At 30.0% G+C, this 15,456-nt stretch carries 14 protein-coding genes and 1 tRNA gene; 14 read left to right on the top strand and 1 reads right to left on the bottom strand.

The features are described 5' to 3' along the window. Nucleotides 1-153: 153 nt before the first annotated feature. The 3 genes from rseP to Q0945_RS02770 all read left to right on the top strand — a co-directional run bounded on the left by rseP (nucleotide 154) and on the right by Q0945_RS02770 (nucleotide 3,106). The gene (gene rseP, locus Q0945_RS02780; protein ID WP_299430548.1) at nucleotides 154-1,509 is read left to right on the top strand and encodes an RIP metalloprotease RseP; all 1,356 of its coding nucleotides are present in this window, start codon (nucleotides 154-156) and stop codon (nucleotides 1,507-1,509) included. Nucleotides 1,510-1,589: 80 nt separating this feature from the next. Next, a tRNA-Asn gene (locus Q0945_RS02775) sits at nucleotides 1,590-1,663 on the top strand. A 231-nt stretch (nucleotides 1,664-1,894) separates the two neighbouring features. Next, complete coding sequence (locus tag Q0945_RS02770) at nucleotides 1,895-3,106, top strand: site-specific integrase (protein WP_299430546.1); 1,212 nt, start codon at nucleotides 1,895-1,897, stop codon at nucleotides 3,104-3,106. Here the strand turns inward: Q0945_RS02770 and Q0945_RS02765 are convergent. Continuing rightward, nucleotides 3,095-3,316 carry a helix-turn-helix transcriptional regulator gene (locus Q0945_RS02765; RefSeq protein WP_299430544.1) on the bottom strand — a complete coding sequence of 74 codons (222 nt, stop codon included), beginning with the start codon at nucleotides 3,314-3,316 and terminating at the stop codon, nucleotides 3,095-3,097. The two genes, Q0945_RS02770 and Q0945_RS02765, sit on opposite strands and share 12 nt — an antisense overlap. A 93-nt stretch (nucleotides 3,317-3,409) precedes the next feature. Between Q0945_RS02765 and Q0945_RS02760 the strand changes: the two genes are divergently transcribed. The 11 genes from Q0945_RS02760 to Q0945_RS02710 all read left to right on the top strand — a co-directional run bounded on the left by Q0945_RS02760 (nucleotide 3,410) and on the right by Q0945_RS02710 (nucleotide 15,456). Further along, nucleotides 3,410-4,759, top strand: a complete 1,350-nt coding sequence (locus Q0945_RS02760; protein WP_299430542.1) for a hypothetical protein — start codon at nucleotides 3,410-3,412, stop codon at nucleotides 4,757-4,759. Nucleotides 4,760-4,962: 203 nt separating this feature from the next. Further along, the gene (locus Q0945_RS02755; RefSeq protein ID WP_299430540.1) at nucleotides 4,963-5,448 is read left to right on the top strand and encodes a hypothetical protein; all 486 of its coding nucleotides are present in this window, start codon (nucleotides 4,963-4,965) and stop codon (nucleotides 5,446-5,448) included. Nucleotides 5,449-5,596: 148 nt separating this feature from the next. Beyond that, nucleotides 5,597-5,941 carry a hypothetical protein gene (locus Q0945_RS02750; protein ID WP_299430538.1) on the top strand — a complete coding sequence of 115 codons (345 nt, stop codon included), beginning with the start codon at nucleotides 5,597-5,599 and terminating at the stop codon, nucleotides 5,939-5,941. Between the two features lie 105 nt (nucleotides 5,942-6,046). Beyond that, nucleotides 6,047-6,940 carry an AAA family ATPase gene (locus Q0945_RS02745; RefSeq protein WP_299430536.1) on the top strand — a complete coding sequence of 298 codons (894 nt, stop codon included), beginning with the start codon at nucleotides 6,047-6,049 and terminating at the stop codon, nucleotides 6,938-6,940. After that, a complete protein-coding gene (locus tag Q0945_RS02740) occupies nucleotides 6,921-7,907 on the top strand; it encodes a DUF3871 family protein (protein ID WP_299430535.1) in 987 nt (328 codons plus the stop codon). Before Q0945_RS02745 ends, Q0945_RS02740 begins: the two co-directional genes overlap by 20 nt. A 66-nt stretch (nucleotides 7,908-7,973) precedes the next feature. Next, entirely contained in the window at nucleotides 7,974-8,222 is a 249-nt protein-coding gene (locus Q0945_RS02735) for a hypothetical protein (protein WP_299430533.1), read from the top strand. Between the two features lie 355 nt (nucleotides 8,223-8,577). Next, nucleotides 8,578-9,801, top strand: a complete 1,224-nt coding sequence (locus tag Q0945_RS02730) for a DEAD/DEAH box helicase family protein (RefSeq protein WP_299430531.1) — start codon at nucleotides 8,578-8,580, stop codon at nucleotides 9,799-9,801. Nucleotides 9,802-9,992: 191 nt separating this feature from the next. Then, entirely contained in the window at nucleotides 9,993-10,661 is a 669-nt protein-coding gene (locus tag Q0945_RS02725) for an NUMOD1 domain-containing DNA-binding protein (protein WP_299430529.1), read from the top strand. Between the two features lie 185 nt (nucleotides 10,662-10,846). Beyond that, on the top strand, nucleotides 10,847-11,044 hold the full coding sequence (locus Q0945_RS02720) for a helix-turn-helix transcriptional regulator (RefSeq protein ID WP_299431160.1): 198 nt from the start codon (nucleotides 10,847-10,849) through the stop codon (nucleotides 11,042-11,044). A 3-nt stretch (nucleotides 11,045-11,047) separates the two neighbouring features. After that, a complete protein-coding gene (locus Q0945_RS02715) occupies nucleotides 11,048-12,808 on the top strand; it encodes a site-specific DNA-methyltransferase (RefSeq protein WP_299430527.1) in 1,761 nt (586 codons plus the stop codon). Between the two features lie 2 nt (nucleotides 12,809-12,810). After that, entirely contained in the window at nucleotides 12,811-15,456 is a 2,646-nt protein-coding gene (locus Q0945_RS02710) for a DEAD/DEAH box helicase family protein (RefSeq protein WP_299430525.1), read from the top strand.

Below are 15,456 nucleotides of genomic sequence, written 5' to 3'. Positions count from 1 at the left end.
GCAAAGGTACATTAGCATGGTATAGTTATCAAAATAAAGAAAGTTATATTGTTGCTAATAAAATCATAAAAACGCTGTACTAAAGGCAGTTTCTTTTTTTAAGACTTTGTAAAGATGTATTTTTGAGCCGATTTTTAACGATACAAAACAAAAATGAATCCAATTTTAATTAAAACCATCCAATTCTTTTTAAGTCTATCACTATTGATTGTACTACATGAATTGGGGCATTTTATACCAGCAAAAATATTTAAAACAAGAGTAGAGAAATTCTACCTGTTTTTTGATGTTAAGTTCTCTTTGTTTAAGAAGAAAATAGGAGAAACCGTTTATGGTATAGGTTGGTTGCCTTTGGGAGGATATGTTAAAATCTCAGGTATGATTGATGAAAGCATGGATACCGAAGCCATGGCCGAAGAACCAAAAGAATGGGAATTTAGAAGCAAACCAGCTTGGCAACGATTAATAATTATGCTAGGAGGGGTAACCGTTAATTTTATATTGGCAGTAATAATATACATAGGAATGGCATGGTCTTACGGCGATGAGTATATTTCTGCTACAAGTTTAAAAGATGGTTTTTGGGTTACAGAACAAGCTATAGGAGATAAATTAGGAGTTAAAACAGGAGATTTAATAGTTGCTATAGATGGTGTTAAAGTAGAGAGGTTTACTAGTATGGTTGGTACTATTGCTTATGGTAATACCATTACTATAAAAAGAGATGGAAGAACTTTTGACCAAGAAATTCCCGAAGATTTTATAGCTAAGCTAATAGAAGACGAAGATAAAATGCGTTTTTTAGCCTTAAGGCAACCATTTATTATAAATGAAATTTCGGAAGGTTCTGTAAATAAAGACACTGATTTTCGTAAAAATGATGTTGTTTTAAAAATAAATGATACAGACGTTACTTACTTGGATCAAGTAAAACCATTATTAGAAGAAAATAAAGAAAAAGATATACAGGTAACTTTAAAAAGAGAAGATGGTGCTGTAGAGACTATTGCTGCAAAAGTAAGTTCAGAAGCAACTTTAGGAGTTGCACTAGGAGCAATGACAATGCAACAATACCAAGACGAAGGATATTTTAAGATAGAAAAAGTAAATTATTCTTTTATAGAATCTATACCAGCAGGAATAGATAAAGGAATAAAAACTTTGTCGGATTATATAAAAGGGATGAAAAAAATATTTAACCCCTCTACAGGAGCTTATAAAGGTGTAGGTGGTTTTGCTGCAATTGCAGGCATTTTTCCTGATGCTTGGAACTGGCCAGCTTTTTGGAGTGCAACAGCTTTTATATCTATTATTTTGGCGTTTATGAACATATTACCAATACCAGCGTTAGATGGCGGACACGTAATGTTTTTACTATACGAGATGATTACTGGAAGAAAGCCAAGTGATAAATTTATGGAATATGCACAAATGACAGGTTTCTTTATTTTAATAGCTTTATTATTGTTTGCCAACGGTAACGATTTATATAAATGGATAACTAAATAAAAACAATAAAAAATTGTTTGGTGAATTTGAAAAAACATTTATATTTGCACCCGCTTTAGGTTACTAAAGCAAAATAACACTCCTCCTTAGCTCAGTTGGTTAGAGCATCTGACTGTTAATCAGAGGGTCCTTGGTTCGAGCCCAAGAGGGGGAGCAGATAAACAAAAAGCCTTTACAGAAATGTAAAGGCTTTTTTGATTTAAACCCCAGTAAACATTAAGGTTTATTGCCAATTTGTCTATTATCTCCACTATTATTCAATTATTAATTTATCAAGGATTTTAAAGGAAAAAGGTATCCAATTAGGTATCCCATTAAAATTTCTGGGTATCCCACTTTTTTAACTGAATTGTACGCCAATTGTTTAACATAAAATCGATTGGAAATGAATCAAGAATCACTAAGTGTTTTATTTTATCTAAATAAAGCAAAAACAAACAAGAAGGGTCAATGCCCAATTTATTGTAGAATAACTTTTAAAAAGAAAAGAAAGCAATTTTCTATAGGTCAATTTGTAGAACCTCGCTATTGGCATTCTAAAAAGCAGATTTTTATTAAAGATTATGAGTTATCTGAAAGATTAAATAGTCAACTATTATTAATAAATCAAAAAATACAAAATGCATATTTGTTTTTACAAGTTCAAAATATTGAGTTTACAATTGAGGATATATTGGACAAGTATATAGATAAAAAGATTAAAAAAGATGCTAATGTTGTAAGCTATTTTAAGCAATATTTAGTGTTGAAAAAAAACCTAATTGATAGAGATATTAAACTTGCCACATGGAAGAAGTTTGAATATTCTTGTAATCATTTAGAATCTTTTATTTTTCTAAAGTTTAAGAAAAGAGATTATCCTTTAAGTAAACTTAATTCAAAGTTTTTGATTGATTTTGAGTACTATTTAAAGACGGCTAGGAATCAAAAACAAGTAACAGTTAACAAAGTGATTCAGCGCTTTAGAAAGCCTGTTAGACTTGCTGTATTGGAGGGATATTTAGAACGAGACCCTTTCATAAACCATAAGCCAACTAGAGTTAAAAAAGAAGTAGTTTTTTTATCTGTAGAAGAACTAAAAATATTAGAGCAGCACGAATTTATACAACCTAGATTAGAAGTAGTAAACGACTTATTTATATTTTGCTGCTATACAGGACTTGCTTATAATGAGATGTCTAATTTATGCAAAGTGCATATAATAAATGCCTTTGATGGAAATAAATGGATAAAGATGAAGAGGGAAAAAACCAATAAGTTTATATCTGTTCCTTTATTACCAAAAGCAAAATATATATTAGATAAATATAATTCAACTAATGAGAAATTACTACCAGCAATTAGCAATCAAAAGATGAATTCTTATTTAAAAGAAATCATTGAGATAGTTGGTATATCTAAGAGGGTAACACACCATACAGCTAGAAAAACATTTGCATCTACTGTTTTACTTTATAATGATGTGCCTATGGAAATAGTTAGTGAGTTATTAGGGCATTCTAGCATACAAATTACGCAAGACTATTATGGTAAGGTTGTTCAGAAAAAAGTAAGTAAAGAAATGGAAAGACTTACAAAGAAAATTTCACTCAAATAATTCAGAGGGTTTAATACCTAAGGTTTTTGCAATAGAGTAAGCATTTGAAATGGATGTATTAATTATACCTCTTTCTATTCTACTTATTTGTGAAATCTCTATATTCAGCTCATTTGCAAGTTCCTCTTGAGTGAAACCCTTAGATTTTCTTAACCTTCTAAGGTTGTTGCCAAAGCTTAATAAAAATACATTTTCGTCTTTTGAATTCACACATTAAAAATGGTGGAGAAAATGTATTTTTATATAGGCATATTTGCCTATTTTTAACCTTTAAAATTCCTACTTAAAAAACTAAAATTTTATATGAAATACATTACATTATTAACTTTATTCATTTTTTGTTCTTGTAATAGTTCAATAAATCATAGAGAAATCGCTGAAGATTTTTTCTTTAATAAAGGAGATGCAGAAAAGGCATTAATTGAAATAAACAAATCAATTAAACAATACCCAGATAGTTTAAACGGGTATGTTATTCGTGCATTAATCTATGATTCACTTGGAGAATTCGAAGAAGAAATTAAAGATTTAGAAACTGCAATTCGTAAACAAAAAAAAGATAATTTAAAACCTTTTGGACTTCATGAACAAAATGCAATTACCAAAATGTCAATTGGTAAATATGAAGAAGCTTTAGTGGACATTGAATATAATATTGCAAATAAGGACAAAAACGCAAATTTTGCCAAGGATTATGTTTTAATGGCGGCGATTCTCTATAAAAAGAATAACATGGTAGAAGCTCTTAGGTTTTATGAGATGGCATTAGTCGAAAATAACAAAAAAGATGCTTTTGTTGAATCAGAGATTCTTTTAGGATTGTCAAATATAGAAAAGGATAAAGGTAAGACTTTAACTCTTTTAAATAGAGCTATAGAAGCGGATAACAGCAACGCTAATACTTACGTAGGTAGAGCTATTTTTTATGAAAGTATAGGTTCTTTTGAAAAAGCATTAGAAGATTTTGAAAAAGGAATTTCTATAATGCCTAATAATCCAAATTTTAATTTTAGAATAGCTCAACTTTTATATCATGATCTTAATAGAGTTGATTCAGCATTAGTCTATTACAACAAATCTTTAAACATAACAAAGCAGTCAACGTTTGCTTATGATATTTATGTTGATTTAGCTTTTATATATAGTAACAAAGGTAAATTAAATGAAGCAATAGATTTTTTAAATAAAGCAGAAAAATTAAGCCCCAATAATCCTGATGACTTTTATAATCAAGCATTATTATATAATCAAGTTGGAAATAACACAGAAGCTTTAAAAAAAATCTCATCAGCTATAGAAATTAATAACAATCAACCAAGTTATTTCAACTTAAAAGGATTAATATTAATGGATTTGGATAGATTTAAAGAGAGTAAAATATCTTTAATGAACGCTATTAATCTTAATCCAAATGATCCTGATATTAATTACAATTTAGGAGTTGTTTTTGATAAGGAAAATGAGCCAATAAAATCTATACAATATTACTCTAAGGCGGTATCATTAAATTACTTATTAGAAAAAACACTCGTAAATAGGGCACTTCAGAAAATAAAGATTGGAAAAACTAGTAGTGCATGTATAGATTTAAAGAATGCTTTGAACTTAGGGAGGGCTGATATTCTCGAATTAATTAATGAAAATTGTAAGTAATTATTAATAATTCTATTCAATACGCGGTATTTTTTATGAAAAGATTTAAATTATTATCCCTTACATTATTTATTATTTCTATGAGTTCATGTGAGGCTTATATTAAAACTGTTGAATTGAGGTCTACAATTTTTGTTTATTCTTTTGTAATTACGTTTGTAATTGGATTGATAGCATTTATTTTCAGAGAAAAAGATAATTAAATGACAGCTCAAATAAAAGAAATATTATGTATAGATAATGTAAAATATGCTATAGCAACAGAGCCATTAAAACCATATTTGAGCAGTCTAAATAATAAGCCTAAATTCTTTATGGATAATACGGCTTGTTGGCGTGGTTATACAGGAGAATGGCAATTGACACAAGATAAATTATATCTAAATAGTATTAATGGAAACATCTATAATGGCAAGGACAATATAGAGGTTGTAGATATAAATTACTTATTTCCAAATCAAGATAGAGTATTCGCTAGTTGGTATACTGGAACTATTAGAGTGCCAGATGGTAAAATGATTAAATACGTTCATATGGGCTATGAATCTAAATACGAAAGAGATTTGCTTTTTAACTTCAAGAAGGGAATCTTAATTGACTATGAATATATTGATAACAGTATGGAGGAAACTCAAAGACCAACTGTTTTAAAAAGACTACTTCTTAGAATTCAATCTATATTTAAATAGTTAGTTCAGTAAAAAAAAAAATTTTTTTCAGTTTTTTCAAAGATTATAATGGGTGTGAACGTGTGATTACCTAGAATTCAACCCCCACTCTTTTTAAATTTTGCGGATACCCCGCACGTTTATTGTATAATCTTAAATTATTTAAACCATGGTAAAAATTGTGGATTACAAAACCTATTCTAGGGAGGATGGGACAACCTTTTGCGTTCTTATAGCGCAAGGAGGTCTAGAAACTGTTAAGAGTAAAGAAACAGGTAAAACCTATTTTACAGCAAGAAAAGCTAATGTCCCTTGTACTTTTGATGAAAGTGTTTGCGCTAGTTTAATTGGTGCCGAAATAGAAGGAACAATTAAAAAAGTTAAAGTAGATGAGTATGAGTATTCTAATCCAGATACTGGTGAAGTAATACATCTTTCTCATAGATACGAGTTTGTTAGTTTAGAAGATGAAATTGTTAATAATCATCTGGTAGAAGAAGAAATAGTATCTTAAATGCTTTAGGTAATATATAGAATTAAGAGCTTCAGAAAATGAGGCTCTTTTTTTTTGTTTATACACCATAATAAAAATTATTAGAAACTATAAAATTTAAAAATTATGAAACTAAAAACAGCCCAACGGCATCAAGTTAAATTAAGGATAGGATTAAGTGGCGCAAGTGGATTTGGAAAAAGCTACTCTGCATTACTCTTGGCTTATGGAATTACAAATGATTGGTCTAAAATTGCTATAATCGATACTGAGAATAATAGTGCAAGTTTATATGCTCATTTAGGAGATTTTAATGTTTTATCTCTTAACGCTCCATACAGTCCTGAGCGTTATATAGAGGCTATTAAAACTTGTGAAAAGGCAAATATGGAAGTTGTCATTATTGATAGTATTACACATGAATGGCAAGGTAAGGGAGGTTGTTTAAATATTCATGAAAAATTAGGGGGTCGCTTTCAGGATTGGAGTAAAGTTTCTCCCAGGCATCAAGAGTTTATTGACACCATATTACAGTCAGAATTACATGTTATAACAACGGTTAGAAGTAAAATAGATTACTCTATGGATTCTGCCTCCAATGGTAAGACTAAAGTTGTTAAACATGGCTTAAAATCCATTACACGTGAAGGATTTGAATATGAATTGACTGCGAATTTTGAGTTAATTAATGAAAACCATATGGCTAAAGCATCTAAGGATAGAACAGGTTTGTTTATGGATAAGCCAGAGTTTATCATTAGTTCTTCTACTGGTAGAAAATTAATGCAATGGTGCAATGAAGGTTTGACTATAAAGCAAGCTAAAACAGAAATTTCTAACTGTACAACCATTGATGGTTTACGTCATTTATATCAAAAATATCATGGGTTAAAGAAAGAAGTATATCCATTTATTTTACAGCGTAAAACAGCTTTAGAGTCTATCTCTAATCACGTAATACCATTAGAGACAATTATTAATCAAACTAAAACAAATACTAATGCAGTTAATAGCAAATAATAATCCAGTGCAAAATATTATTCAAGATACTTCAGAAATTATTACTCAATCTTCTAGTGGATTTATTGAGGCTAACACCCAAGAAGTGACTCTTGAGCATTTAAAAAAGGAGTGTATTATTCCTGTGTTTTCAAAAGATAATGAAACCACTATTAGTCATGCTCAGTTCATTGAAAAAACTACTGAAGTTGTTCAAGGTTTCTTTCCAGAAATGTTAGTAAATCAGCCTCAAATTAGAGTAAGCCATGTTGTAAAAGGTCGTGTTCCTTCTGCTATTGGTAAGCCAGCAAAAGACCTTCTAGAAGAAGAGAAAACCATCTATTATGAAAGATGTGCTTTTTTAATAGAACTGCCCGAGGTTTTCGAGGTGGTTAATGGAAATAAAATAACGCTAAATATTGGAGGAGTACGTGCTTATAATCAAGAAAATTTATACAGTAAAAAGTCATTAGAGAAATTTAAAATCTTCATCGGTTTTAAAAATACAGTATGTACTAATCTTTGTATAAGTACAGATGGCTTTTTAAATGAAGTACGTATTAGTTCTATTCATGAATTAACCAATCAAATGGAAGGGTTATTTTCTAATTATAACAAAGAAAAACACTTAACCTTAATGTTGAAAATGCCTCAGTATAGTTTTACAGAAAAACAATTTGCTCATTTTATTGGAAAAATTAAGATGTACCAACATTTGAGTAAAGCAGAAAAACAACTAATTTTCCCAATAGCACTAACAGAGAGCCAAATAGGAAATATAATAAAAAACTATTATCAGTGCCCTAATTTTGGACGTAGTTTGGATGGCTCTATTAATTTCTGGAAATTATACAATTTAATTACAGAAGCAAATAAGTCATCTTATATAGATAGTAATTTTGAGCGTAATGTTTGCGCATACGAACTAGTGAATGAACTAGGGTATTCTATGAAAAATAGAGAGCCTAATTGGCTTACATCTAATTAATGTCATAGCTATTTTGAATCGATTGTATATAAGATAACCTGTATTGTTCATCTATAAAATATGATTATGAGTGAAGAACAATTAGCTGAAATATTAAAATATAGCTCATCTAAAGAACTATATATCGTTACATGGAATAACCTTTTAAAAATTCTTTTTTGCCCTTTTAAAGCTCGCGCAATAGTTGATATTGGCAATCTTAAAAGAGGTAGGTTAGTTTGGGTTCAAGAGGTTAAAATTACTAAAGACTTAGTAACTGTATATATAATAGAAGGTAAAGCTTATTACTATTATCATTTTATAATTATCAGCTAAAAAAAGAAGTCTATTCTGTATTTTCCATACTCTTTAATAAGGTATGTTTTGAGACGGCACCCTTCTTTAAAAAGATGCCCCTGAAAATGATTTGAGTACTTTCAAAAAATGGGATACGTTAAAAATCGTGTCTCATTTTTTTAATTATGGGTTTAAACATTATTAAAATGGGTTCAATTTTGAATCAAAATAGCTATTACGTAATGATACTAATACCAATATTTTCGTTTAATTCCATTGACTTTTAGGGGTCGAATTTTGTATATTAGGGTGTATCTGATACTCTAATTCTATTCTTTGTTTTTACCTCTTATTTAAATAGTTATACGGCTAATAACATTTAATAAAGTAAATTTTGGAAGAGAAGAAAAAAACAGTAACAATTTGTGATCAAATTATGGGTAGTGGTAAGACCTATGATGCGATAGAAAAAATGAAAAAAAGTAATAGAAGTTTTATCTATGTGACTCCATTTTTGGATGAGGTGAATCGCATATTGGATGGAGTTCCTAATACCTATGACCCTAAAATAACCTATACTCATGATTATGAATTAGGAGAGAGTAATGTGCATTATAAGAGAGATAACTTACTTAGCATGTCAAATCAGGGGTTGAATCTAGTAACAACACATAGTTTGTTTTCTAAGTTACATAGAAACGATTATAAGTATTTTCAAAAATATGATTTAATTCTTGATGAAGTTCTTACCCCAATAAAGGTAATAGGGATGAAAATTGATGATATTAAAATAGCTTTTAATGAAGGGTTGTTGGTTCTTAATGAAGCAACACATGAAGTTACTTTTACTGGAGATGAATATAATGGAAAACTTTATGCAGATTTAAAGCAATACTGCGATACAGCGAATGTAATTTTTGTAAATGATAAATTGCTGGCATGGGCATTTCCGCCTGAGATTTTTATGAGCTTCAATTCTGTAACAGTATTAACCTATTTGTTTGAAGGAAGTTTATTGTGTAATTATTTTAAGTATTACAATATACCCTATGTATTAGTTGAAAAGTCTGAGAAAGAGGTAGCGTTTATGAAGAAAAAGATAAAAGGGCTTCTGAATATTTATGAAGGACCTTGTAATTCTATGGGTGATAACAGAACAGCTTTTAGTGTTAATTGGCTAAAGAGAAGAAATTCTCAAGAGTTTAAAAAAATCAAATGTACAGTAGCCCATTTGATAGAAAGAAATTTTAAATCTAAGTCTGTTAATACAGGATTTACAACATTTAAAGAATTTAAAGGTAAGGTAAAAGGTAAAGGATATTCAAGGGGATTTATCCCTGTCAACGATAGGGCAACTAATAAGTACTCTAATAAGGAAACAATGGTTTATTTAGCAAACAGATATTTAAATCCTAACGTGATAGATTTCTTTAGATTTGGTTCTGTTACAGTCAATGAAGATAATTGGGCATTAGCAGAATTACTACAATGGATTTGGAGAGGAAAAATAAGACTAAACGAACCAATGCATCTTTTTATACCAAGTAAACGGATGAGGGATTTGTTACAAAATTGGTTAAATGATTACAATCATTTAGAGGCAACTTCAATCGTTTAATTATATCAATAATTTTATTATTAGTTGAAATTTAAAGACACTAATTAATAACTGTGGGGAAAACTGATTTCCCCATTTGATTTGTAAATCCAATGATAACAGGGGTTTAAAGAGGGCTTCTGTTAAAGAATTATTATAACTATAAACAAGGTGTTTAGAGGTAAAATAAAACATCTATTAAAAATATTATTATGAATATTGAAAATTCATTTATTATATATAAAGCAGTAAACAATTTAAACAATAAAAGCTATATAGGCGCAACAACAAAAGGAATCAACCAACGAAAATGGGATCATACCGAAAGAGCACAAAGAGGAGAGGAAAACAAATTTCATAATGCTATTCGTACTTATGGAGAAGATGCCTTCATATGGGAACAGTTAGATACGGCAAATTCTATAAATGAATTAGCACAAAAAGAAAAAGAATACATTATAAAGTATAATGCCAAGGAAGAGGGTTATAACGGGTCTTGTGGAGGAGATTTTAAAAAAAGGATATATCAGTATGATTTAATTACAGGTAAATTAATTAAAACATTTGAAAGTTTAAAAGAAGCATCTAATGAAGTAAAATCAACTAAACAACATATCTCAAGAGCTTGTTTAAGCGTAAACAACGTTTATGGTGGATACTTTTGGAGTTATGATTACAAAGAAACCTTTATCCCTCAAAAAGACCTTAGAAAACGGCAGGTATTACAGTTTAACTTAGAAGGAATTTTAGTGGCAACTTATGTTTCTGTTGCAGAAGCATCAAGGCAAACAGGTGTTTCAAAAACATGTATTTCTAGGTGTTGTAGAGGAGAGAGACTTCATAGTAGCGGATTTAAATGGGCATATGAATTAAAGGATTAATAAACTTAATAGTATTATATAAAGGACAGCATTTCTGCTGTCCTTTTTTTATATACTCATTTATATTGGGTTAATTAAAAATATTTTATATGAAATTACTGATAGATTTAAATAAAAATATAACGTATTACATGATATTAATAGTGAAATGTGGTATTTTTATACTTCCCTCAATTACTAAGTTAATGAATAGAATAAAAGAAATTTTAGAAGAAAAAGGTATTAAACAAGTATGGCTTGCAAATAAGTTAGGTAAAAGCTTTAACACCGTAAATGGTTATGTACAAAATCGTACCCAGCCAAGTTTAGAAGTGTTATACCAAATTGCCACTATTTTAAATGTAGATGCAAAAGAATTATTAGTTACAAAAGATATTAAATAAGATATGCCAACACTTAATTGGATAGGAAAAGATAAGGTTGTTAGTCATCATCAAGATGTACCGTATAAGATATTAGAACATAAATATGGCTTTGATGAACAAGGACAAACAGAGAATGAAGTAAACAGAGGTAATAAAATAATTCACGGAGATAACCTTGAAGCATTAAAAGCCTTGCTTCCAGAATATGAAGGTCGTGTGGATATGATTTATATAGACCCACCATATAATACAGGTAAAGAAAAATGGGTGTATAACGATAATGTAAAACATCCTAAAATTCAAAAATGGTTAGGAGAAATAGTGGGTACTGATGGAGAAGATTTAACACGTCACGACAAATGGCTATGTATGATGTACCCAAGAATAAAGTTACTTCACAAACTTTTAAAGGATGATGGAGTGTTTTATTGTTCAATTGATGACTACGAGCAAGGGAATTTGAAACCTATGTTAGATTTAATATTTGGTCCTAATAATTTTCTGAATAATATTATTTGGCAAAGAGCATATGCACCAATTAATACAAAAAAGCGATTCTCTGCCAATCACGATTTTGTTGTGTGCTACGCAAAAAATAAAAGTCAGGTCAATTTATTACTTCCAAGAACTGAAGATGCTGACAGCAAATATCAAAATATAGATAACGATTCAAGAGGTTTATGGAGAACCGATAACTTTACAGTAGGTCCAAGAGTTGAAGCAAATGTTTACGAGATTATTACACCTTCTGGCAGAAAATGTTTACCACCTTCAGGAAGGAGTTGGTTATTATCTAAAGAACGATTTAAAGAAGCAGTAGAGGATAATCGTATATGGTTTGGAAAAGATGGTAGTAACATTCCTGCAACTAAAAGATTCAAAACTGAGGTTAAGGATGGTATTACACCAATGACTGTATGGCCTTATTCAGAAGTGGGACATACTCAAGATGCCAAAAAAGAAATTAAAATGCTGTTTCCAAAGTCCAAACTTCCATTTGAAACACCAAAACCCACTTCTTTGATGGAGAAGATTTTAAGTTTAAAAGATAATCCGAATGCGATAATTTTAGACTCTTTTGCAGGCACAGCATCAACAGCACACGCAGTCCTTAATCTTAATAAAAAAGATGGTGGTAATCGCAAGTTTATAATGGTTGAGTTGGAAGATTATGCTGACAGTATTACAGCTACCAGAATCAAGAAAGTAATTCAAGGTTATGAATTTAGCGGTAAGCAAAAAGAGACTTTAAAAGAATATTCTATAAATATTACTAATCTTAAAAAAGCTGATAAAATTTTAAAACAGTATGATGATTATAAAAATGATGAGCAATATTCAAAAGTAGCTTTAACAGAAAATAATGGTGCTATATCAATTGTTGGCGAAAAAATGGTTTCTGGTAAAAGGGAAGGCATTGGTGGCGCTTTCGATTTCTATGAATTAGGTAAGCCAATATTCGAGGAGAATGAAAACTTAAATGAAGAAGTGGGAGAAGATAAAATTAGAAACTACATCTACTATACAGAAACTAAGCAACCATTAAAAAAGTTGCAATCTAAGGACGCAAAATACTTATTAGATAATTATCAAGATACCGGTTACTATTTCTATTATGAAAAAGATAGTTTAACCACTTTAGATAATAATAGTTTATCCATCATTTCAGAATTACAAGAGCAGTACATTATCTACGCAGACATATGTCTGTTAGATGAAGCCTATATGCTCAATAAAAACATCATATTCAAAAAGATACCAAGAGATATAAAACGTTTCTAAGAATGGAATTAAAAAAATACCAACAAGAGGTAATTAATGACCTTACTAAATATATAGAGGAACTTGACACTACAAGACATCTTAACAATGCATTTGCTAACTTTTGGGAAAGTAAAGGCATATCATTACAGACCTTAGAAGATAACTTTCTAAGACCTTATGACAACTCTATCAAAGGTGTGCCAAGAGTTACGGTAAAAGTTCCAACAGCTGGTGGTAAAACGTTTATTGCCTGTAATGCGTTAAAACCTATCTTCGATAGTTTTCCGTTAGATAAACCACAAGTAGTAGTTTGGTTTGTGCCTTCAGATACTATTTTAAAACAGACCTATAAAAATCTAAATAATCCTGCTCATCCATACAGGCAAAAAATAGATGCTCATTTTAATGGTAATGTAAAAGTATATGATAAAGAAGCCCTACTATTTGGTCAAGGATTCAATCCTGTAGAGGTAAAAGAACAATTAAGTATTTTAGTATTAAGTGTTCAATCATTTGTAGAAACGGTTAGAAAAGGGCTACCAAGAGCTTATAGAGAAAATGAAAACTTAGCAGAATTTGTGTCTCATTTTAGAGACTTAAAAGCTAATCTTGACAATGTAGATGATACTGCGTTAATACAAGTGATAGCCTATTTAAATCCTGTTATCGTTATAGATGAAAGTCACAATTTTGAAGCTGATTTAAGGATAGATATGTTAAACAATATTAATCCAAGTTTCGTATTTGATTTAACCGCAACACCACGTAATAAGAGTAATATCATAAGTTTTGTAGATGCTATTAAGTTGAAGAGAAACAATATGGTAAAACTTCCAGTTATCGTTTACAATCATCAAGATACTACAGAGGTATTAAGTAGTGCCATACAAATGCAAAAGACCTTAGAAGCTAAAGCGAAAGTGCAAGAATCTAATGGTGGTAAATATATTAGACCTATAGTATTATTCCAGGCACAACCCAAAACCAATGATGATAACATCACTTTTGATAAAATTAAAAATAGCCTTATAGAAATAGGTATACCAGAGAATCAAATCAAAATTAAAACTGCTAATAAGGACGAGATTAAGAATGTAGACTTGTTGAATCGTGATTGTGAAGTTCGTTACATCATAACTGTAAATGCTTTAAAAGAGGGTTGGGATTGTCCGTTTGCTTATATTTTAGCGTCATTGGCAAATAAATCATCATCAGTAGATGTAGAACAAATTTTAGGTAGAGTATTAAGATTACCCTATGTTACCAAGCATCAAGAAGATTTATTGAATTACTCGTATGTATTTACATCATCTAATAATTTCTTAAACACTTTAGATAAAATCATTTTAGGTCTTAACAAGTCAGGATTTAGTGCAAAAGATTATCGAGTAAAAGAACAGCAAGTAGAATCTAAAATAGACACCACAACTGGTAAAGACAGTTTTGAAGACTTGTTCGGTAAACAACAAGAACAACCTATTACGGCAGATGTTACAAATGAAGATGAAGAGGTAACTATTAATGTAGATGATGTAAAACAGTTTACAGAATCAGAAAAAGGTTCAAGCCAATTAGAGGACATTCTAAAACTTGCAGGTGATACCAATGCAGAGTTTGAGAAGAAAATGGAAGAACTGGAAAAAGAAGATAATTTAATACCAACCGAATTGAAAGAAAAGATAAAAGTATTCCCAATCAAAGAGGTTTTTAAAGAAGAAGCAAATAAAGTAGTAATTCCAACATTCCATATTAAAACTGCACCTTCACTTATTGAACCTGAAAATCTTGTTCCGCTAACTAAAAACCTTTTATTACAAGGCTTTGAATTAGATAAGCAGGATAGTAATATAGACTTAACTCGTACAGCATCTAAAATGGCGAGTATCGATTTAGCAGAGGGTAGAAAAGATGAATATGTACCTGAGTATAAGTATGTGGATAATCATGTAAAAGAAGCATTTGCAGAATATCTATCAACACTTACGCCTGAACAAAAGGTTAACCAAATAGCAGGTCGTATTACTAAAATAATTAAGAAAATAGACCAAATACCAGAGCCACAGATTATTGCTTATGTTAAGAAGATAATTAAAGACCTAAATAGTGAAAAGGTTGCAGAAATAACTAATAATGAACCTTTTTACGCTAAACTAATTAAGAATAAAATAAACGAATTAGCAGATCAACATTCTGAAAAACAGTTTGATATATTATTAGATAAAGGTACTGTAGTATGCGAACCATCATTTAAGTTTTCTAAAAAAATAAGTCCAAAAAACACGCTAAAAGGAATCACAAAAAACCTATATATCGAAGAGGGTGAAATAAATGATTTTGAAAAGCAAGTTATTAACGAGGTTGCAAATCTTGATAGCGTAGTATTCTGGCATAGAAATTTAGAACGAGGTAAAGGCTTATTGATAAATGGTTTTGTAAATCATTATCCCGATTTCATTGTTAAAATGAAAAACGGTAAAACTATTTTAATTGAAACTAAAGGAGACCATTTAGATGGTTCAGACAGTCAACAAAAATTACGGTTAGGTGAAAAGTGGGCAAGTAAAGCAGGCGATAACTATCGCTACTTTATGGTGTTTAAAACTGACAGATTAGATGGCGCAAGAACAGTTGCAGAATTAATAGATATTTTAAAGGATATGCAATAG

It is taken from the genome of uncultured Maribacter sp. (assembly GCF_947500405.1).
GTDB lineage: Bacteria > Bacteroidota > Bacteroidia > Flavobacteriales > Flavobacteriaceae > Maribacter_B.
Note: the sequence above shows the minus strand (reverse complement) of the source record. Positions and strands in the feature narration are given on the sequence as shown.

Excerpts from the sequence above, each read along its gene's own strand:
- Q0945_RS02745 (WP_299430536.1), top strand. The coding sequence starts at position 6,047 with ATGAAACTAAAAACAGCCCAACGGCATCAAGTTAAATTAAGGATAGGA.
- Q0945_RS02710 (WP_299430525.1), top strand. The coding sequence starts at position 12,811 with ATGGAATTAAAAAAATACCAACAAGAGGTAATTAATGACCTTACTAAA.
- Q0945_RS02715 (WP_299430527.1), top strand. The coding sequence starts at position 11,048 with ATGCCAACACTTAATTGGATAGGAAAAGATAAGGTTGTTAGTCATCAT.
- Q0945_RS02760 (WP_299430542.1), top strand. The coding sequence starts at position 3,410 with ATGAAATACATTACATTATTAACTTTATTCATTTTTTGTTCTTGTAAT.
- Q0945_RS02770 (WP_299430546.1), top strand. The coding sequence starts at position 1,895 with ATGAATCAAGAATCACTAAGTGTTTTATTTTATCTAAATAAAGCAAAA.
- Q0945_RS02735 (WP_299430533.1), top strand. The coding sequence starts at position 7,974 with ATGAGTGAAGAACAATTAGCTGAAATATTAAAATATAGCTCATCTAAA.
- Q0945_RS02750 (WP_299430538.1), top strand. The coding sequence starts at position 5,597 with ATGGTAAAAATTGTGGATTACAAAACCTATTCTAGGGAGGATGGGACA.
- Q0945_RS02740 (WP_299430535.1), top strand. The coding sequence starts at position 6,921 with ATGCAGTTAATAGCAAATAATAATCCAGTGCAAAATATTATTCAAGAT.
- rseP (WP_299430548.1), top strand. The coding sequence starts at position 154 with ATGAATCCAATTTTAATTAAAACCATCCAATTCTTTTTAAGTCTATCA.
- Q0945_RS02755 (WP_299430540.1), top strand. The coding sequence starts at position 4,963 with ATGACAGCTCAAATAAAAGAAATATTATGTATAGATAATGTAAAATAT.
- Q0945_RS02720 (WP_299431160.1), top strand. The coding sequence starts at position 10,847 with ATGAATAGAATAAAAGAAATTTTAGAAGAAAAAGGTATTAAACAAGTA.
- Q0945_RS02725 (WP_299430529.1), top strand. The coding sequence starts at position 9,993 with ATGAATATTGAAAATTCATTTATTATATATAAAGCAGTAAACAATTTA.